The following is a 19,662-nucleotide window of genomic DNA, read 5'->3' on the forward strand; positions in this document are numbered from 1 at the left end:
TAGAAAGGCAGGAGATACAATGGCAGAGTTTATAATTTTGGATGGCAATAACGTCAGTCTTGAGGACGTTGTGGATATAGCGCGCTTTGGCAAACCGGCAGTACTTGCGGAGGATGCCAAAGAACGAATCAACAAATCCCGAGCGTGTGTGGAAAAATTTATTGCGGAAGGTAAAGCCATCTATGGTCTGAATACCGGATTTGGCAAATTCAGCGATGTGGCCATTACGGGGGACCAGCTGGATGAACTTCAGAAGAACCTGATTTATGCGGATGCGGTCGGCATTGGACGACCGTTTGATACAGAGATCGTCCGATCCATTATGGTGCTCAGGGCTAATGCTCTGGCCAAGGGATTTTCCGGGATTAGGCTTTCTACTGTGGAAACCCTGATTGAAATGGTCAATAAACGCGTGCATCCAATTATTCGCGAAAAGGGCTCTGTGGGATCCAGCGGGGATCTCTGTCCGCTTGCCCATCTGGTTCTCGTCATGATGGGCGAGGGTGAAGCGGAGTATGAGGGTGTTGTCATGCCTGGCGCTGAAGCCATGGCTAAAGCCGGTATAGCACCGGTGTCGCTCAAGGCTAAAGAGGGCTTGGCTTTGATCAACGGCACCTGCGCTATGATGGGCGTAGCGACTTTGACAGTTTACGACGCCCTGAATCTCCTCAAGACGGCGGATATTGTCGCGACGCTGACAGTTGAAGCTCTGGAGGGCATTAAGGACGCCTTTGATCCTAGAGTTCACCAAGCACGCAACCAAAAATGGCAGGAAGCTGTCGCCCGAAACCTTCTGAGACTTTCGGAGGGCAGCACGCTGACCACCTCTCAAGGTGAGCAGAGGATGCAGGATGGGTATACGCTCCGTTGTGTGCCACAGATCCACGGTGCCAGCAGACCTGCCTATGAGTACGTGCGGCAGGTTATTGAAAATGAGATCAACGCAGCCACAGACAATCCGCTCATCTTTCCTGACGGGGAAGCGGCTGTGATTTCCGGAGGGAACTTCCACGGCCAGCCAGTGGCTATTGCCATGGACACGCTGGGCATTGCCGTCGCGGAGTTGGGGAACGTTTCAGAACGCCGGATTGAAAGACTGGTCAATCCGACTTTGAGTGGACTTCCTGCATTCCTTGTGAAAAACGGGGGTCTCAACTGCGGCTTTATGGTGCCTCAATACGCTGCAGCGGCAGTTGTTTCTGAGAACAAGATCCTGGCCCACCCGGCCAGCGTAGACTCCATACCGACTTCTGCCAATCAGGAAGATCACGTCAGTATGGGGACCATTGCGGCGAGAAAAGCAAGAGAGATCTTGGGGCACGTGGAATATGTCCTGGGTATCGAATGGCTCTGCGCGGCGCAAGCCGTTGACTTCAAAGACAAAGAACGCCTCGGCAAAGGCAGCCGTGCGGCGTATGAAACTATCCGCGCCAGTGTTACGTTTATGGAAAGCGATCGAATCATCTACCCGGATATGGACCAGTCCGTGTCTTTGATTCACAGTGGTGCATTAGTGAGTGCGGTGGAAGCTGCCGTAGGAGAACTGGAGTAAAATGGGCGGAAGAGGGTGTCTGACACCTTCTTCCATGGAGGGGGCTGACGCCCCCTCTTTTTTTGTGGAAGAAAGTGTAAGGGGCTGATACCTATCAACACTCTCTTCCACATCAGACACCATCTTCAACATAATTGTATGCATACACTATCTTGCATCGTCGAATTGTATCTATAAAACACTTCTATTTACCCAATTTGTATGTATAATGAATTCAAGACAATACTAGTGGGGTGTAAAAATGACAGAAGTTAAGGTTCAAGCACAATTGGCAGCAGAAGGCACTATGGATTCAAAAGGCGTCGTGGGGCATACGGGAACAATGGAAAAACCCAGATCCATCGCTAAAGAGGTCACACTTAATGGATTACTGATCGCTCTCGTCTTTGTCAGCACCTATTTGATTCAGATCAGACTTCCTATCTCCCTGAATGGCGGCCTGGTCCATATGGGCAACGTAGCTCTGTTTACGGTCGCTCTCGTCTTTGGAAAGAAAAAAGGCGCCATGGCAGGTGCGGTAGGAATGGGCTTATTTGACCTGGTTTCGGGCTGGGTCGCATGGGCGCCCTTTACTTTCGTAGTCAGGGGTGTTATGGGTTATATGATCGGACGCTTTTCTGAAGGATTTGAGAAGGCCTGGTGGAAAGCGCCTGCCGCAATTATCCTCGGGGGCATCTGGATGCTGGCGGGTTATTATGCGACAGAGGGGATCCTGTACGGCAGCTGGATCGCGCCGGTGACGTCTATTCCGGGCAATCTGACTCAGCTCGGGTTAGGCGCGCTCATTGCCATTCCGTTTTCAAAAATGCTAAAAGGCAACGTCATAAAATTAATGAGATAGGGGCAGGTGACACTTATGCGAAAAAATGAAAAGCCCTACTTGATTATGACACCGGGTCCTACGCAGATGCATCCGGATGTCCTTGGTGCTCTCTCCCTCTATGAAACTAATCCTGATTTGGATTCGGATTTTCTGGAATTTTACAGGATCCTTTGTCAAGACCTCTCAAGAAAAATGAACGCTTCTGGTCCCACCTTTATCTTGGCAGGGGAAGGCATATTGGGACTTGAAGCTGCCTGCGCCTCAATGATTGAGCCAGGTGACCGGGTGCTTACCATTTCCAATGGCATTTTTGGCAGAGGCTTTGATGATTTTTCAAGGATGTATGGCGCTGAGACGCTGCTGTATGAGGGGGATCTGCGCAGGGGAATAGACGCGGTCAAGCTGGACCGGTTCATAATGGACCACGGACCGTTTAAAGCAGCGACCGTGGTGCACTGCGAGACGCCGTCGGGGATTACGAATGATCTGGAGACCATCGGCAAAGTACTGAACCGGCATGGCATCCTGTCTATTGTGGACGCAGTCTCGTCCTTTGGCGGGGAAGCGCTGAGCGTGGACGCCTGGGGGCTTGATGTGGTCCTCAGCGGATCCCAGAAGGTGCTTTCCGGACCTGCCGGCCTGAGCACGGTGACCCTGAGCCAAAGGGCTGTGGAGCGCATCAAGGGGCGAACAACACCTATTGCCTCCTATTATGCCAACCTGTCGATCTGGCTGGATTACTACGAGAAAAAATCGTTTCCTTATACGCAGCCGGTTCAAATGTTGATAGCGCTGAAAAAAGCTGCGGAGCGACTTGAGGTGGAGACGCTGGCGGAGCGTCACAAACTCTTTGCGGAGGCAGTGCGCGGCACCTTTAAACAGCTCGGCTTTGAGCTATTTGCCCTCGATCATGAGTCCAATACGGTGACGACGGTGCTTTTGCCTTCTGGGGTGGACTTTAAGACATTGTTTGACCAAATGAAGACGATCCACGGCGTTCTTATAGGCGGTGGCTTCAATTTTCTTGAAAACAGGATCTTCCGAATTGGTCATATGGGGGAAAACCTCTCTGCTGATAAGATCGCAGCAGCGCTGGATGCACTTCAGGCGTCCTTCGAAACTATGGGTGCAATAGTTGGAAAGGGACGATACTCCGAAGTCTTTCGTGCGCTGCTGGTGCAACAACAGGAGGACTTAAAGGCGTGCTGAAATCAAGCAGAGTGTTCGGATAAAAATAATTCGAATTAACCTCCGGGGGCTGGCATATTCCCTTTACATTCCGCAATGGCTGTGTGATAATATTACTTTAATTGAGGAGCGGGATCGCACAGCAAGCGGATTAATGGGAGGGTATTGTCTTGAAAATCGGGTTCGACCACAACAAGTACATCGAAGAACAATCGAAGTATATTCTTGAGCGCGTCAACAACTATGATAAGCTGTATTTGGAATTCGGGGGCAAACTCCTGGGCGACTTTCACGCAAAGCGCGTACTGCCCGGCTTCGACGAAAACGCTAAAGTCAAGCTGATGCACCACCTGAAGGACAAGATTGAGGTCATCATCTGTGTCTACGCGGGTGATATTGAAAGAAACAAGATCCGGGGCGACTTTGGCATTACTTATGACTTGGATGTCCTGAGGCTGATCGATGACCTCAGAGCTTTTGAACTGGACGTAAACAGTGTCGTGATCACGCGCTTCGACAATCAGCCGGCCACCACGCTTTTCATAAATCGCCTTGAAAGACGCGGCATCAAGGTCTACAAGCACTCTGCCACTAAGGGCTATCCAACGGATGTGGACACTATTGTCAGCGACGAAGGCTACGGCAAGAACCCCTATATAGTCACGACAAAACCTATTGTACTGGTCACGGCGCCAGGACCTGGAAGCGGCAAACTCGCGACTTGTCTGAGCCAGCTTTATCATGAACATAAACTTGGCCGCACGGTCGGTTACTCAAAATACGAGACATTCCCAATTTGGAACGTGCCGCTGAAGCATCCTGTCAATATCGCCTATGAAGCGGCAACCGCGGATCTGAAGGATGTCAACATGATAGATTCCTTCCACTTTGATGCCTACAATGAAGTCACGGTCAACTATAACCGAGACATTGAAATGTTTCCGGTGTTGAGAAGAATCATTGAAAAAATCACCGGTGAAGCGGCCGTTTACAAATCTCCTACGGATATGGGCGTCAACCGCGTTGGCTTTGGAATCATAGATGATGAAGTGGTCAAGGAAGCTTCCCGCCAGGAAATCATCCGCAGATACTTTAAGACGAGCACTGAGTACAAAAAAGGCTTTGTTGAAAAAGAGGTCTCCAATCGTGTCAAGCTGATCATGGAAGAGCTCAACCTGAAAGAGGAAGACCGAAAAGTCGTCATGCCGGCACGAGAGTATTCTGCCAGACTGAGAAAACAGTCCAGCAAGAACGAGCTGTCACCGGTTGTGGCACTGGAGCTGCATGACGGCACCATTGTCACCGGAAGAACCTCCAACCTCATGGACGGTTCAGCGGCGGCGCTTCTGAACGGCATCAAGCATCTGGCCAATATTTCGGATGAGATTCACCTCATTTCTCCGGTCATCCTGGAGCCAATTGTCGATCTGAAAGCCAACAAGCTGGGAAGCCGCAATACGCTCCTGGATTGCGAAGAAATTCTGATAGCCCTCAGTATTTCCGCAGCGACAAACCCTACGGCGCAAGTGGCCCTGGACAAGCTTTCCATGATGAAAGGCTGTCAGGCCCACTCCACGACTATCCTCAGCGTCAATGACGAGCAGACCTTCAGAAAGATAGGGATCGATCTGACTTGTGATCCGGAGTATCCGTCAGAGAGCCTGTACTACAATAACTAGAAGCATAAATATATCAATTGCAAATGCCGCATCCGTCTCAGTTGGGTGTGGCATTTGCTGTTATTAGGATCATCGAATTTTGGGATTTTGATGGGATCTTTTAATTTTGGCCATTCTCAAGGGGCTCTGAAAGTGATATTATGTAGAATAATGTGTATGTATACTTTATCGACAGCGTACAGCCAAAACGTTTATAAAATCCATTTCGCTGCCGGAGTTTCTCTATAGAAGTTGGGGGATGCTTATGAAAATTGTGGATCTGACACATCTGATCAAAGAAGGTATGCCTGTTTTTCCGGGGACAGAGCCTCCAGTTCTCGAGGCGGCGAATACCCTCGAGAAGGATGGCTTTCGGGAGAAAAAGCTTCATATGTATTCACATACAGGGACTCACATGGATGCACCGGCCCATATGATTGCTCAGGGATGGACTTTGGACCAGGTTCCGGCGTCGGCTTTTTTTGGACCTGCTGCAAAAGTGGATGCCAGAGGACTTCAACGGATAGAGAAACATCACCTGGAGTCCCTGATCCGGCCTGAAACTGAATTTCTGATTCTCTGGACGGGCTGGGATCAATATTGGGGATCTGAAAACTATTTTGGCGCGTTCCCTGCACTCACTCCAGAAGCGGCAAAATGGCTTTCAAGACTTCCGCTCAAAGGCGTCGGAGTTGACGCAATTTCCATTGATCCAATGGACTCGGTGAGTTTTGAAGTACACCTTGAGCTGCTTGGCAGTGACAAAGTGCTCATAGAGAATCTGAAGGGATTGGATCAGCTGCCTGAGCATTTTCTTTTCAGCGCCATGCCTTTAAGACTTGAGGATGCCGATGGTTCTCCAGTTCGCGCCTTTGCGCTGATCGATCACGAATTGTCAAAAAATTGTTAGATGCTAACAAAAAAATTCTATTGGGGACTGAGACGCCGGACCGGCAGCGACCTTTACCCAAAAGATCTGACTGGGTAGACAGAAGGGAGGAAGGAACGCCAGTGACTTTGACACTAGTAGTACATTCCGGAAATAACTGTGCAATAAAAAATGAATGTTAAGCCTGAATATTGCCAGCAGGTTTTACGTTTTTTTGCATAGATATTTCAAGAATGTTGTACTAGATCTTGTGATAACGAGATCAAAGGTCAGACCTGCGTTCCGCAACTATGAAGCTAGCTATGATTGGCTGCGGCAATATGGGAAAAATATTGCTGCAAAGCGTACTTAAAGCAGAGAGGCTCAAGACATCCGAGTTTTCAGTGTATGATCGAAAACCTGAACGACGCAAAGCCCTGGGTGAAAACTACCCTGGTCTTGAACTGCCTGACAATCCTTATGACTGTGTGAGCGGCGCAGATTATCTGCTCCTGGCTATAAAGCCCTATCAGTATGCGGCCATGCTGGCAGAAGTTCGCGATTTCATTTCGAAGGACACGGTCATTATCTCCATTGCGGCGGGCATAGGCACAGAGCACCTCAAACGCTGGATTGATCCCAGTGTCAAAGCAGTCATTACCATGCCCAATACACCAGCCCTCGTCAACAAGGGCTTAACCGCAATCTCTTATGGCGAGGGTCTCAGTGCTGAAGAAATGGCATTCTGCCGTGGACTTTTCGAATGTGTCGGTGAAGTGGTGGAAATTGAGGAAAAACTCATGTATGTTGTTCCGTCCATCAGTGCATCTGCGCCAGCCTATATCTACGTTTTAATTGAGGCAATGGCAGACGGCGGCGTCATGCAGGGACTTCCCAGGGATCTGGCCTACAAAATGGCAGCCTTGACTGTGGAAGGCTCCGCGCGCATGGTGCTCGATACAGGAAAACATCCCGGTGAGCTGAAGGATCTGGTTACGTCACCAGGCGGTACAACTATTGTCGCGCTGAAAAGTCTTGAAAATGACAAATTCAGAGCGACGATTATGAATGCTATGGAAGCTGGAACCAAGCGCGTTGAGCAGATGATGAAGGGTCAGCAACCTTAGTTTGTTACTTTTATACAAGACAATATGTGGTAAACCTCAGATTTTTTTGAGCTGTTTGCAACTTTCTGTTACAATGTTCGTGTATCTAAACGAAGGTTAAGGAGCGTTGTGTGATGGCTAAAGCATATCAGGGACATATCCTATATACAAAAAATCCGGACCGTTTTGAGATCTGTGAAAATGGCGCAGTTATTGTGGAAGATGGCAAAGTGGTCGAGGTCCTGAAGACCTTGCCAGAGAATCTGGAAGCCCTTGAAGTTTTCAATATGGGAGACCGGCTGATCATTCCAGGATTTGTTGATCTTCATTTCCATGCGCCCCAGTTTCCAAATTTGGGACTTGGGCTGGACAAAGAACTGCTGCCATGGTTGGAAGACTATACATTTCCTGAAGAGGCCAAATACTCTGATCTGGATTACGCTGAGTCTGTCTATACCCGTGTTGCCAAAGAAATATGGCGTCAGGGAACGACGCGCATAGTCCTGTTCAGCAGCGTCCACAAGGAGAGTACAGAGCTTCTCATGTCGATCTTTAACAGGGCAGGCCTGGGTGCTTATGTGGGCAAGGTCAATATGGACCGTAACTGTCCGGACTTCCTTGTAGAATCGACCGAAGACTCTATAGAAGCGACAAAAGCCTGGCTCGAAGCCACAGTCAACTTATATCCAAGAGTCAAACCTCTGATCACGCCAAGGTTTGTGCCAACGTGCACCTCTGAGCTGATGCGGTCACTGGGGGACTTAGCCGCGGCGTACAATGTGCCGGTTCAGACGCATATCTCAGAGAACCAGGCTGAAGTCGACTGGGTCAGAGAGCTGCATCCTGAGAGTGCGGACTATGCTGCGGTCTATGAGGACCATGGCTTGCTGGGCGATAAAACCATACTGGCCCATTGCGTCCACAATACAGATGCGGAAATTGAAAAAATGGCTAAACTTGGCGTATTTGCTGCCCATTGTCCAAATGCCAACTACAACCTGGCCAGTGGGATCATGCCGGTTAGAAAGTTTTTGAACGCCGGCGTAAAAGTGGGCCTTGGGACTGATGTTGGTGCCGGACACAAGGTATCCATAGCCAGCGTCATGAGCACGGCCATTCAGGCTTCCAAGATCGCCTGGCTGAACTCTGACCGTACTTTGGCACCGCTCAGCACTTCCGAGGCATTCTACCTTGGCACCAAGGGCGGCGGCGCCTATTTTGGAAAGGTGGGCAGCTTTGAGCCCGGTTATGAATTTGACGCTTTGGTCATAGACGATCACCGTTTGGGGGTCACAGAGGGACGGACCTTGGAAGAGCGCCTGCAGAGATTCCTGTATATCGGGGATGACCGTGATATTGTCTCGAGATTTGTCTCGGGTGACGAGATCATGGAGCCTACAAAATAATAGACGAAAAATAAAAAAGCAGTATGACTTGAGTTTTTGGCCTTAGCTGGCCGACGCTCATTTCATACTACTTTTTTTAGTTGGTCACTGTCAGGACTTTTAAAGTGACACTGCCGCCTGGGGTAAAAATATTGACGACATCCCCGGCTTTACAGCCTACAATGGCCGAACCAATGGGAGATTCGTTTGAAATTTTCCCGTCAAACGGATCCGCTTCGATTTTCGTGACGAGGGTGAAATCATCCTGGTCGCCACTTTCGATGTAAAGAACTTCGACCTGTGATCCGAGTCTGACCTGATCATGCGTGTAATCTCCGGCATCCTCCAGTTCATAGCTTTCAAGCATGCCTTTGACCTTCAAAATCTCTGTCTCGTTCAAGGATTGGGCTTCGCGGGCGGCATGGTACTCAGCATTCTCTGACAAGTCGCCAAAACCGCGGGCCTTCTTGATTTCTTCAGAAATTTCTTTGCGCTTTCCAATCAGCAGGTCGAGCTCACGCTCTAATTTTTCAACTGCTTCCTTGGTTAAAATGAGTTTCTTCAAGTGATCACTCCTTCGATACAGAGTCCATCATACCAGAAAGTGAGATGAAAATTAAGCATTTTTTAAGATTTAATTAAGAATTTACAGAATCGTCAAGAAAACCTGACCGCCTTTTGAGGCTCACAGGCTTGCCGCATAGGATCTCCAAGTGATCTCCCGGGAAGGCGTCCGCCTCTTCAGGACTATGGGTGACGAGGATTATGGCCTTCTGATAATGGGACTGGACCGAAAGCAGAAGTTGGATCGCATTGTCCCTGTTTGCCCTGTCTAGTGAAGCAAAGGGCTCATCCATAAGGAGAATGTCTGCCTCCGAGGAAAGCGCACGGGCTATGGCCACTCTCTGGCGTTCGCCGCCGGATAACTCCGCCGGGTATTTGGAAGACAGGTGCTCAATTTTCAGAAAGTCCAACTGTTCGTGAATGCTTTGCCGATGGTCACGGCCCATCACCCTCTCTTGAATCTGACTGTGAAGCTCGCCTCGGTGTCTGTGTCGGACTCCAAACATGACGTTCTGCAGGACGGTCATATGAGGAAACAGCGCCAGTGACTGAAAGATGTACCCAATGCGGCGATCTCGCGGCGGAAGGGAGACCCCGGTATCATGGTCGAATAGGAGTCTGCCGTTCAGGCGAAGGTACCCCTTGTCCGGTGTCGTCAGTCCGGAAATCAGATTAAGCAAAGTCGTTTTTCCTGAACCTGAGGGTCCCATCAGGATTAAAAATGGTGACTCTGTGGTGTGCGCAACATCCAGGGTAAAGGCGTTCAGCTGTTTGACGAGATGAAAGTCTATCATGGAAAAGGCTCCTTTGACTAATTTAAACTATTGAGTCCTGGATTTGTCCAAAATGAAATTGACACTGAACATGGCGGTAATGCCAATAAATAAAGAGATCAGCATAAGTGCGTCAGCCGTGGCGTGGTCACCGCCCTCAGCTGCAAAATAAAGTGCTGTCGGAATGGTCTGGGTTTTACCGGGAATATTTCCGGCAACCATGAGAGTTGCACCAAATTCTCCAATGGCACGAGCGAAAGACAGCGCGAGCCCTGTCAGCAGTTTTGGTTTAGCCAGTGGAAGCGTGATCTCGGTGAAAATATGCCATTCGTTAGCCCCCAATGTCCTGGCGGCGTTTTCGAGACGTTGGTCCACGCCTTGAAAACCGGCGCGGGCGCTTTGATACATCAAAGGGAGGGAGACAATAACTGCGGCAATGACGGCGGCCGGCCAGCTAAAAAGGAGTGTTTTGCCAGTGGCTGCAAAGATTAAGCCTCCCAGCCAGCTGTTTTTTCCTAGAGCAAGAAGAAGCAGGTAACCGACAATGGAGGGTGGTAAAACCATCGGCAAAACGACCAGGGTTTCAAGGACTCTAAAGGAAGTTTTTTTTGTCTGAGACAGTTTGCGGGCGAGCAGGGTACCCAGAACACCGGTGAACAAGGTCGAGAGGGCTGCTATTCTGAGAGAGAGGAGGACAGCGCTGAGGATCAGGGGATGGGACAAGGTTATCACTCGCTTTCGGGTGAAGACGTCAATTTTGGTCTGGAATGGAAAAACCATAGGACTTAAAAACAGAAATGGCTTCTTCGCTGCTCAGGAATTTCAGGAACGCCGCGGCTTCAGGATTATCTGAAAGAAGGGCGGCAGGATACAGGATGGGTTGATGTGTATGATCGGGCAGGGTCAGCGCTGCACCTTCAATTTCAAGCAGGGCGACATCCGTTGCGAAGACAAAACCGGCATCCACAGCACCTGAATTCAGATATTGAAGGACTTGTCGGGCGTCCTTGGCATAGAGCTTCTTATCTTCAATCAGATGCGATACGCCCAGGCTTTCTAGGGACTGGACAGCGTATTTGCCCACGGGGACACTGGACGGGTCGCCCAGAGTGATGCGTTCGGACACTTCGAGAAGGTCCGGAAATGTTTCGAGTGACGCGGGGATCTCTAAATGTGTGGTGATAAAACAAATTTGATTGCTTAAGAGGTCACGCCTCGAAGACTCAAGAAGCAGTCCCGCGTCAGACAAGGCGTCAAGATCAGAGGAGGAGGCTAGTAAAAGCAGGTCAAAGGGCGCGCCTTCCTCAGCCTGTTTTCTGAGTGTGCCTGAGGACGCAAAAGAAATTTGGGGGAGGACGCCGGTTTTCGAAGCATAGAGTTCAGAAAGTTCATTTAAGGGTTCTGTGAGGGAAGACGCGGCACCCATAATGAGCTCTGTTTTTTCGCTGGATGTGCTGCAGCCGGTGAGGGTAAAGATGACTGCAGCCAGGAGGACCAGCATTAGGGATCTTATTTTGGGGAAATCCTGTGAACGGGAAGGTTCATAATTGTTTGCCCTTGATAACGTACCGGTGGTACTGGGTCTGTTGTTCGTCGTCTTCACGGGGAGGCTCCTTCGTTATGTATTTTAAAGTATAACGGTGGCTAAAAGGAATCGGCACGGGAGATCGTGCCGAATTCTGATGTTATTATAGCATGAATTGATCCATTCTGGTAGAGTGAGGCAGTGAGTAAAACTTATCATGCGTTTCATTGAAAAACACTTGAAATAAAAGCCCCTTGCATTTATGATGTAATAGATGAATTGAATATAAAAAGATGTTTTTTTGTTTAATTCAACTGAAATTGTCTTTTGTAACAATGCAAATTCTTAAAATGCAGTTGAAAAATATGTTCTGCCGGTTTGAAACTTCCTTACATAAAAATATTTTGAAAAGGAGAGAAGGCTTGACTATGTGTTGGCATAGGTAAGCCGCAATGGATGCAGGATTACTTATTGGAATTGGTAAAAAAATATGGTCCGTCCTCTAGAGAGGGTAAAGTTGCCACCTATATTCCTGAGCTTGCTAAAGTCAGTCCTGATGGGATAGGAATTTGTATCAGAACACAAGACGGTCTGACTTGCGCAGGGGATGCCAACGTTAAATTCACTATGCAAAGTGTCTCCAAGCCTATTGTGCTGATCCTGGCTTTGATGGACTGGGGGACGGACAAGATCTTTGAGAAAGTTGGAAAAGAACCCACCGGCGATCCATTTAACTCCATGATCCGACTTGAAACTTATGAAAAGCACAAACCCTTCAATCCTATGATTAATGCCGGTGCAATTTCGATTGCTGCTTTGATTAGAGGGGAATCACCAGCGTATAAGATAGAACGTCTGCTCGCATTTATGAGGAAAATCGCTCATAACTCCAGTATTGAGATTGACAGCAGGGTATATCAGAGCGAAAAGGAAACCGGTCACAGAAACCGGTCCATTGCACATTTTCTTCGGGCCATGGAAAACCTTGATCAGGATCCAAATGATGTTTTGGAAGTTTATTTCAGCCAGTGCTCAGTCAGCCTGACATGCTCAGATCTTGCCAATATGGCCATGGTGCTGGCTCTCGACGGCAAATCCTATGAGACTGGGGAACAACTTTTCCCAAGAGAATATGCCAAGATTGCAAAAGCCTATATGCTGACCTGCGGTATGTATGACGGCTCAGGGGAATTCGCTATACAAGTCGGCATCTCGGCGAAGTCTGGCGTAGGCGGTGGTATCATGGGTGTTGCACCCGGGCGCATGGGCATAGGGGTCTATGGACCGGCGCTGGATTCCAAAGGGAACTCAGTGGTAGGCATTAAAATGCTTAAGGATTTATCTGACACTTTTGATTTGAATATATTTTAATTAATACGGTAAATAAGGGAAATTGTTTAACTTGATTAAAAAATAACGTAAAAACATGGAAATAATTTTAATATAGGTTTATAATGAGAGTAAGTCTAACAGATGGAGCGTGACTATGCCTAATAATATTGGAGATAAAATCAAGGATCTGCGTTTATCCAAAAAAATGACCTTGAAAGAACTCAGTGAAATGACAGAACTGTCCATTGGATTTCTTTCTCAGGTTGAACGCGGACTGACAGCTCTGGCGATCACGTCTCTGGAAAAAATCGCTCGGGCGCTGGATGTGGATCTTTCCTATTTCTTTCCGCTTAAAAAGAGAAGCAATGACGTCATCATGCGATCTTTTGAGCGAGAAGTCGCCAGAGTAGACAGTGCGCACTTTATTCACTATCATTTGAGCAATGACCTGGAAAACCGGGATATTTTGCCGCGCGTCATCGAAATATTGCCTAAGTCAGAGGATGAGCTGCTTTCGCCTTATCAACATGAAGGGGAAGAATTCATTTACGTGCTGGAAGGCATCTTCACCTTATATTTGAACAACGAACGCTTTGAACTATATCCGGGAGACTGTGCCCACTTTGAGTCCAATACGGTTCACAACTGGGCCAACTATACCAGCCGCATGGTCAAAGTGCTTTGCATCAACGTTCCAAATGGCTTTAAGCACTCTGAGATTGTAGAACCTATGCTTTAGCGGCGAAGTGTGATCAGCATAGGCATAGATCTTCACTTGTGCACTGTTTGACTATTGAAGTGGTTTACACTATAATAGTTGTAATTTAGTGTGTATAGCTATGAAGGGAAGAGTAATGCGACTGTCTGACCCCAGCGAAGCGGGAATGGTGTGAGCCCGCCGTCGTGTCACCGCATGAAGAACATCCTTGAGCTCCTGACCGAAAGCTTGCAAGACGGCTGATGACAAGCCGGGCACAGCCGGTAGATTCAGGCGACTGACCTTCGTTACAGGGTTTTGAGAGGCTGAGTCACGGGATTCAGCAATCAGGGTGGTACCGCGAATAACCTTTCGTCCCTTGTCATTAGTGCAGGAGCGAAAGGTTTTTTTGTTGGAGGAAACAATGTATTTTTTAATAGAAATGAAAAAAATATGGAGGAATCTGCATGCAATTGATGAAAGATTTAATGCTCAGCTACAATGAATTGGCTGGACAGTCGGTTACTGTTGGCGGCTGGATCAGAACCGTCAGAGACAGCAAGAACTTTGGGTTTATTGAATTAAATGATGGCACGACTTTCAGGAACGTACAGATCGTGTTTGACAAGACTCTTGAGAATTTTGATGAAGTAGCGAAGTATCCAATTTCAACCTCGCTGATTATCACTGGTGAACTTATTCTGACACCACAGGCTAAACAGCCCTTTGAAATCAAGGCAACTGAGATTGTCATTGAAGGCACCTCGGATGCGGACTATCCGCTTCAGAAAAAACGGCATACCCTGGAGTATTTAAGAACAATCGCGCATCTCAGACCGCGCAGCAATACTTTTTCAGCAGCGTTTCGCGTCAGGTCGGTCGCGGCGTTTGCCATTCACCGTTTTTTCCAGGAAAAAGGCTTTGTGTACGCCCATACTCCAATCGTCACTGGCAGTGATGCAGAAGGCGCCGGCGAAATGTTCCGCGTCACTACGCTGGAGCTGGGAAATCCTCCAAGAACTGAATCGGGTGAGATCGATTTTTCTGAAGACTTCTTTGGCAAAGAAACGAACCTGACTGTCAGTGGTCAGCTTGAGGCAGAAATTTTTGCGCAAGCTTTCAGAAATACTTATACGTTTGGTCCGACATTCCGAGCAGAGAATTCCAATACTGCCCGCCATGCAGCGGAGTTCTGGATGATTGAGCCTGAAATGGCATTCACGGATTTAAATGGCAATATGGAAATCGCGGAAGACATGATTAAATACATTATAAGGTATGTCATGGCAGAGTGTCCTGAAGAGATCGCCTTCTTCAACGAGCGCATTGATACAGGTCTTGTGGAAAGGCTGACCCATGTAGTCAACTCTGATTTTGCGCGTGTCACTTATACTGAAGCCATTGAGCTCCTCGAAAAAGCAGATGTCGTATTCGACTATCCAGTCAGCTGGGGTCTGGACCTTCAGACAGAGCACGAGCGTTATCTGACAGAAAAGGTGTTCAAGAAGCCTGTCTTTGTTATCAACTATCCTAAAGAGATCAAAGCCTTCTACATGAGATTGAACGAAGATGGCAAGACTGTTGCGGCCATGGATCTGCTGGTTCCGGGCGTTGGTGAGATCATAGGCGGTTCACAGCGTGAGGAGCGTTATGATAACTTGGTTCAGCGCATTAAAGATATGAACCTTCACGTAGAGGACTACTGGTGGTACCTCGAGCTTAGAAAGTATGGCACGACCCGCCATGCAGGCTACGGACTGGGTTTTGAGCGGATCCTCATGTACCTGACAGGGATCACCAATATCCGCGACGTCATTCCGTTCCCACGTACGGTTAAGACGGCGGAGTTCTAGGAATTGGCTGAAACTGAATAAATATTGAAAGACGGTGTCAATGGGCTCTTACAGCCTAATGACACCGTCTTTTTTTTGTAAAGAAATATCGAGAACGCATTACTAGTACAACATTCTTGAAATATCTATGCAAAAGAACGTAAAACCTGCTGGCAAAATTCAGGCTTAACATTCATTCTTTTTGCACAGTTATTTCCGGAATGTCCTACTGGATTGGTGTTACCTGTTCCACGGATTTCAACCCGCTCAGCGCGGATAGGTCATCCATAAGGCCAGTGAGATCAAAGGCTTTGGGATACTTAAGCGCCAGAGTAATAACAGCGGTTTGATCACTCTGATGATCCAAATCAATATCCTGGATCAAACATTTGTGAAAGCCGGTGACATCTCCGATCTTGCCGATTTGGCCTGGCGTGTTTTCAGATACGATCCGAAGTACAAGTTGTCTGCGTTTTTTGATGATGTTTTTTTCGATCCGCGCGAACAGCTCTAAAATGACCAGAACCGTCAGCGTGGTAATAATGCTGAGCGAATAATAGCCTGCCCCAATAGCAAGGCCTATGCAGGCAACTGTCCAGAGACTTGCTGCTGTCGTTAAGCCCTTGACGGAATTACCTTCTTTAATAATGGTACCGGCACCTAAAAAGCCTATCCCGCTGATGACCGCAGCGCCAAAACGTCCGGGATCGAGAATGACCAGTTCCCCATAGGCGCTGGTCATGATGGCGTTGATCATCATAACCAAGGTAGAGCCAATACTGACGAGCATATGGGTTCTAAAGCCTGCAGGGCGGTTCACGCTTTCGCGTTCAATTCCAATGATACCGCCGAGAACGCAGGAGAGCAGCAGTTTTATGAGCATATCTGAGGTGACCATGAATTCGGGCATTATATGACCTCCAAGCGTCAAACAATCATCATTATTCATAAGTTTAACATCCGAATCCGACCAAAGCGATGATTTTTTGAAATTTCGGGTACAATCAGGGTGGGATGATCAATTTAATATTGATTATCCGCCTGCAGTTTGACGCTTTTTTGACAGCCGGGATCTACACTGTGAATGGATCCGGCGACCCGGGGAGAGTGTATGAATTGAAAAAAATACTTATCACAGGCGCATCCGGACAAATTGGCACTGAACTGACGACTTATCTGCAGTCCATTTATGGGGTTGATCAAGTCATTGCTTCAGGCAGACACGAAGACATCCGTCATCACGCAATCTACGAAAAACTGGATGTTCTAAGTGCCGAACAGCTCTTTGAGGTCATTCGCAAACATCAAATTGACAGTGTCATCCATCTGGCGGCTATCTTGTCTGCCCAGGGAGAAAAGAATCCTGAAGCTCTTTGGCAGATCAATATGAATGGCCTCTACAATGTTCTTGAGGTGGCAAAGGAGACTTCTGCAGCGGTGTTCACACCTAGTTCCATTGCAGCCTTTGGACCTGAGACGCCTCTGGACAACACGCCGCAGCTGACCATACAGCGTCCCAGAACGATCTATGGCATATCCAAAGTCTCGGGAGAATTGCTGTGTGATTACTACCATCATCACTTTGGTGTTGACACTCGGGGATTACGTTTTCCGGGATTGATTTCCCATGAAGCACTTCCGGGTGGAGGGACTACGGATTATGCGGTGCATATTTTCTACAACGCGGTTGAGACCGGTCAATTCACTTGTGATCTGGGACCGGAGACTTTTCTCGACATGATGTATATGCCGGACGCTCTCAGAGCGGTGGTTGAGCTGATGGAGGCGGACCCGGCAAAGCTTGAGCATCGCAATGCCTACAACATTTCTGCAATGAGCTTCTCACCCTCTCAATTGGCAGAGGAGATTCAAAAACATCTTCCTGAATTTAGAATGGACTATGACATCAATCCCGTCAAGCAAGCCATTGCCGACTCGTGGCCCAACTCGCTGGATGACAGCTGCGCCAGGACGCAGTGGGGCTGGAGGTCTGAATACGACCTGTCAGCCATGACAACTCACATGCTCAAAGTACTCGGTTCCAGATCCCGTTAGGAGCCGGTACCCCCAAATAAAACAATATCGAATGGAGGCAATTAAAAATGGCGTTTAACAAAATTGTACAATGTGTCCCAAACTTCAGTGAAGGCAAAGATCGTGAAAAGATCGAAAAAATCGTTCAGGCATTCAGAGGCAAAGAGGGCGTCAAGCTTCTTGACTACAGCAATGATGAAGATCATAACCGCGTCGTCGTCACGGTTGTTGGTGAGCCTGAGCCGCTGAAGGCAGCTGTGGTTGAAGCCATGGGCATTGCATCCGAGCTGATCGATATGACGACACATCGCGGCCAGCACCCTAGAATGGGCGCAACAGACGTCGTTCCTTTCATTCCAATCACGAATGTCACCATGGAGGAGTGTGTCGCCCTTGCAAAGGAGACAGCAGCACTTGTCTATGAAAAGCATTGCATACCTTCTTTCCTTTATGAAAAGGCAGCGTCCGCTTCACACCGCGAGAACCTCGCTGATCTAAGAAAAGGCCAGTTCGAGGGTATGGCTGAAAAAGTCAAAGAGGACAAATGGAAGCCTGACTTTGGCACAGACATCCATCCGACTGCCGGCATCACAGCGATTGGCGCCAGAATGCCGCTCGTAGCCTTCAATATCAACCTCGATACAAATAACCTTGAAATTGCCAATAAAATCGCGAAAAATGTTCGCTTCCTTTCCGGCGGTCTCAGATATTGCAAAGCTATCGGAATCGACCTTGCTGACCGCGGGCAGGTTCAAGTCTCCATGAATATGACGGACTTCACCAAAACACCTCTTTATCGCGTCTTTGAGCTCGTCAAAATCGAAGCGAAGCGTTATGGCGTCAACGTCGTGGGCAGTGAAGTCATCGGGCTCGTGCCTATGGAAGCTCTGATCAGCACTGCAGAATATTACCTTGGTGTTGAAGTCTTCTCCATGGATCAGATTCTTGAAAAAAGAATTATGGAGTAAAATCATGACTAAAAAAAAGGCAGATGAAAATTTCGTCCTTCTACTGTCAAATGCTGCACAAATCGTTACGGTCAGCGGCTTCGAGGCTAAAAAAGGTGAACAGATGCAGGAACTTGACGTCATCGAAGGCGGTTCTGTTCTGGTCAAAGGCGACCGGATCGAGCGCATTTTGATGGCTGGAGAGACCATAGGCGACATAGTCCCGGATGAGGTGATTGACTGTACCGGCAAGACCATTTTGCCTGGCTTCGTCGATTCCCATACGCACCTGGTCTTTGGGGGATACAGAGAAAACGAATACAACTGGCGTCTTCGCGGAGATTCCTATGTCGACATCATGAATCGCGGCGGCGGCATCATCAATTCCGTGCGCGGCACCCGTGAGGCATCTTTTGAAACGCTGTATGCGACCGGGATGAAACGCCTCGACAGCATGACCCGTTTTGGCGTCACCACGGTGGAAGCCAAGAGCGGCTATGGTCTTGACAAAGAGACTGAGCTCAAGCAGCTCGAGGTTATGAAAGCCCTTCAGACAGACCACTCCCTGGACCTCGTCACCACGTTCATGGGCGCCCACAGTGTGCCAACAGAGTATAAGGGAAGAGGCGCAGAATTTATTGAATACCTGATCACTGAAGTGATGCCCTTAGTTAGGGAACAAAACCTCGCCGAATTCTGTGATATCTTCTGTGAGCAGAATGTATTTTCTGTTGAGGAATCCAGACGTCTTCTGACCGCAGCGAAAGACATGGGCTTCAAGCTCAAACTCCACGCAGATGAAATCGTTCAGCTGGGCGGTGCTGAGCTGGCAGCTGAAGTTGGGGCTGTTTCTGCTGACCATCTGCTTCAGGCGTCGGATGAAGGCATCCGCAGAATGGCAGAAGCGGGGGTTGTTGCGACTGTTCTGCCGTGTACAGCCTTTAGTCTGAAAGAGCATTACGCCAGAGCGCGCCGCATGATTGACAGCGGGTGTGCGGTCGCAGTGGCGACGGATTTCAATCCGGGCAGCTGTTTCACGGAATCTGTGCCTTTGGCAATTGCGCTGACTACACTTCAAATGGACATGCGCATAGAGGAAGTCATTACGGGTCTGACCCTGAATGGCGCTGCAGCGGTTGGGCGCGCTCATGAAATTGGAAGTATAGACCCAGGGAAAAAGGCAGACCTTGTGATTCATGAGTTCCCATCTTATCAGTATATTCCTTATCACATTGGCGTTTCCACCGTTGAAAAAGTGATAAAGAACGGAAGACTCATTTTTGATGCTTGTAAAATTGAGATTTTGTAAATTCTTTCTATAGCATATTAATTGAAGTTGAAGTATACTGAAATCAGAATTATTTAAGGAGGAGTAAAT

At 48.3% G+C, this 19,662-nt stretch carries 18 protein-coding genes and 1 other annotated feature; of the genes, 13 read left to right on the forward strand and 5 right to left on the reverse strand.

Annotated elements, in window-relative coordinates; translation table 11 throughout:
• Nucleotides 1-19: 19 nt before the first annotated feature.
• The 7 genes from hutH (at nt 20) to guaD (ending at nt 8,601) form a co-directional block, all read left to right on the forward strand.
• Entirely contained in the window at nt 20-1,552 is a 1,533-nt protein-coding gene (hutH, locus tag AC4PHM_RS02250) for a histidine ammonia-lyase (RefSeq protein WP_492019279.1), read from the forward strand.
• A 322-nt stretch (nt 1,553-1,874) separates the two neighbouring features.
• Nucleotides 1,875-2,393, forward strand: a complete 519-nt coding sequence (locus AC4PHM_RS02255; RefSeq protein WP_492020445.1) for an ECF transporter S component — start codon at nt 1,875-1,877, stop codon at nt 2,391-2,393.
• Between the two features lie 15 nt (nt 2,394-2,408).
• Nucleotides 2,409-3,584, forward strand: a complete 1,176-nt coding sequence (locus AC4PHM_RS02260; RefSeq protein WP_492019280.1) for a pyridoxal-phosphate-dependent aminotransferase family protein — start codon at nt 2,409-2,411, stop codon at nt 3,582-3,584.
• 149 nt (nt 3,585-3,733) lie between these two features.
• Nucleotides 3,734-5,242 (forward strand): DUF1846 domain-containing protein, encoded by a 1,509-nt coding sequence (locus tag AC4PHM_RS02265; RefSeq protein WP_492019281.1) that lies wholly within the window; start codon nt 3,734-3,736, stop codon nt 5,240-5,242.
• Between the two features lie 244 nt (nt 5,243-5,486).
• Nucleotides 5,487-6,131 (forward strand): cyclase family protein, encoded by a 645-nt coding sequence (locus tag AC4PHM_RS02270; RefSeq protein ID WP_492019282.1) that lies wholly within the window; start codon nt 5,487-5,489, stop codon nt 6,129-6,131.
• Nucleotides 6,132-6,400: 269 nt separating this feature from the next.
• Nucleotides 6,401-7,216 carry a pyrroline-5-carboxylate reductase gene (gene proC, locus AC4PHM_RS02275; protein ID WP_492019283.1) on the forward strand — a complete coding sequence of 272 codons (816 nt, stop codon included), beginning with the start codon at nt 6,401-6,403 and terminating at the stop codon, nt 7,214-7,216.
• Between the two features lie 113 nt (nt 7,217-7,329).
• Entirely contained in the window at nt 7,330-8,601 is a 1,272-nt protein-coding gene (guaD, locus tag AC4PHM_RS02280; RefSeq protein ID WP_492019284.1) for a guanine deaminase, read from the forward strand.
• A 76-nt stretch (nt 8,602-8,677) separates the two neighbouring features.
• Here the strand turns inward: guaD and greA are convergent, their stop codons facing one another.
• The 4 genes from greA to modA all read right to left on the reverse strand — a co-directional run bounded on the left by greA (nt 8,678) and on the right by modA (nt 11,520).
• On the reverse strand, nt 8,678-9,145 hold the full coding sequence (gene greA / locus AC4PHM_RS02285; protein ID WP_492019285.1) for a transcription elongation factor GreA: 468 nt from the start codon (nt 9,143-9,145) through the stop codon (nt 8,678-8,680).
• Nucleotides 9,146-9,218: 73 nt separating this feature from the next.
• Complete coding sequence (locus tag AC4PHM_RS02290) at nt 9,219-9,938, reverse strand: ATP-binding cassette domain-containing protein (protein WP_492019286.1); 720 nt, start codon at nt 9,936-9,938, stop codon at nt 9,219-9,221.
• Between the two features lie 27 nt (nt 9,939-9,965).
• The gene (gene modB / locus AC4PHM_RS02295; RefSeq protein WP_492019287.1) at nt 9,966-10,640 is read right to left on the reverse strand and encodes a molybdate ABC transporter permease subunit; all 675 of its coding nucleotides are present in this window, start codon (nt 10,638-10,640) and stop codon (nt 9,966-9,968) included.
• A 28-nt stretch (nt 10,641-10,668) separates the two neighbouring features.
• Nucleotides 10,669-11,520 (reverse strand): molybdate ABC transporter substrate-binding protein, encoded by an 852-nt coding sequence (gene modA / locus AC4PHM_RS02300; protein ID WP_492019288.1) that lies wholly within the window; start codon nt 11,518-11,520, stop codon nt 10,669-10,671.
• 393 nt (nt 11,521-11,913) lie between these two features.
• Here modA and glsA point away from each other — a divergent pair, with 393 nt between their 5' ends.
• The 3 genes from glsA (at nt 11,914) to asnS (ending at nt 15,324) form a co-directional block, all read left to right on the forward strand.
• The gene (glsA, locus tag AC4PHM_RS02305) at nt 11,914-12,813 is read left to right on the forward strand and encodes a glutaminase A (RefSeq protein WP_492019289.1); all 900 of its coding nucleotides are present in this window, start codon (nt 11,914-11,916) and stop codon (nt 12,811-12,813) included.
• Between the two features lie 115 nt (nt 12,814-12,928).
• Nucleotides 12,929-13,513, forward strand: coding sequence for a helix-turn-helix domain-containing protein (locus AC4PHM_RS02310; protein WP_291400637.1), 585 nt, complete (start codon nt 12,929-12,931; stop codon nt 13,511-13,513).
• A 91-nt stretch (nt 13,514-13,604) separates the two neighbouring features.
• Nucleotides 13,605-13,854 (forward strand) — a binding site (T-box leader).
• 84 nt (nt 13,855-13,938) lie between these two features.
• Nucleotides 13,939-15,324 (forward strand): asparagine--tRNA ligase, encoded by a 1,386-nt coding sequence (gene asnS / locus AC4PHM_RS02315; RefSeq protein WP_492019290.1) that lies wholly within the window; start codon nt 13,939-13,941, stop codon nt 15,322-15,324.
• Between the two features lie 205 nt (nt 15,325-15,529).
• Here the strand turns inward: asnS and AC4PHM_RS02320 are convergent, their stop codons facing one another.
• Nucleotides 15,530-16,213, reverse strand: coding sequence for an MgtC/SapB family protein (locus AC4PHM_RS02320; RefSeq protein WP_492019291.1), 684 nt, complete (start codon nt 16,211-16,213; stop codon nt 15,530-15,532).
• 206 nt (nt 16,214-16,419) lie between these two features.
• Here AC4PHM_RS02320 and AC4PHM_RS02325 point away from each other — a divergent pair, with 206 nt between their 5' ends.
• From AC4PHM_RS02325 to hutI, 3 genes are read left to right on the forward strand one after another with little or no spacing between them, the layout of a single operon-like run.
• The gene (locus AC4PHM_RS02325; protein ID WP_492019292.1) at nt 16,420-17,358 is read left to right on the forward strand and encodes an NAD-dependent epimerase/dehydratase family protein; all 939 of its coding nucleotides are present in this window, start codon (nt 16,420-16,422) and stop codon (nt 17,356-17,358) included.
• Nucleotides 17,359-17,405: 47 nt separating this feature from the next.
• On the forward strand, nt 17,406-18,305 hold the full coding sequence (ftcD, locus tag AC4PHM_RS02330) for a glutamate formimidoyltransferase (protein ID WP_492019293.1): 900 nt from the start codon (nt 17,406-17,408) through the stop codon (nt 18,303-18,305).
• Nucleotides 18,306-18,309: 4 nt separating this feature from the next.
• A complete protein-coding gene (gene hutI / locus AC4PHM_RS02335; RefSeq protein WP_492019294.1) occupies nt 18,310-19,593 on the forward strand; it encodes an imidazolonepropionase in 1,284 nt (427 codons plus the stop codon).
• Nucleotides 19,594-19,662 lie beyond the last annotated feature (69 nt).

The organism is Acidaminobacter sp. QWL-03, from assembly GCF_058683855.1.